Annotated in this window: 1 protein-coding gene and 1 pseudogene; both read left to right on the top strand. The window is 42.2% G+C overall.

The features are described from left to right. The coding region (locus KH400_RS21565; RefSeq protein WP_217228138.1) for a histidinol dehydrogenase at positions 1 to 181 on the top strand (181 nt) is incomplete at its 5' end. After that, positions 182 to 412: pseudogene (locus tag KH400_RS21560) on the top strand (imidazoleglycerol-phosphate dehydratase); the annotation flags it as partial.

The following is a 412-nucleotide window of genomic DNA, read 5'->3' as shown; positions in this document are numbered from 1 at the left end:
AAATGGCACTGCTCGTTTTTCGAGCCCGCTCAATGTCGATGATTTCACAAAAAAATCAAGCATTATTTCATATAGCAAACAAGCCATCGAAGAACATGGCCGCAAAATTTCAGCTCTTGCCCGTTTAGAAGGGTTGGAAGCACACGCACGAGCAATTGATATTAGGTTGGAGGAAAAGTAGATGACAGAACGTCGCGCACAAATCGAACGTAATACAGGTGAAACGCAAATTAAGTTGGACTTTACTGTGGATGGAGAAGGAAGATCAGAATTAGAAACAGGCGTACCTTTTTTAACGCACATGCTTGATCTGTTCACAAAGCACGGTCATTTCAATTTAACCGTTGATGCAAACGGAGATACGGAAGTTGATGATCATCATACGACGGAGGATATCGGCATTTGCTTAGGA

It is taken from the genome of Desertibacillus haloalkaliphilus, from assembly GCF_019039105.1.
In the GTDB taxonomy this organism is placed as follows: Bacteria; Bacillota; Bacilli; order Bacillales; family KJ1-10-99; genus Desertibacillus; species Desertibacillus haloalkaliphilus.
The sequence above is the reverse complement of the archived record's forward strand: the minus strand, read 5'-3'. Positions and strand labels throughout refer to the sequence as shown.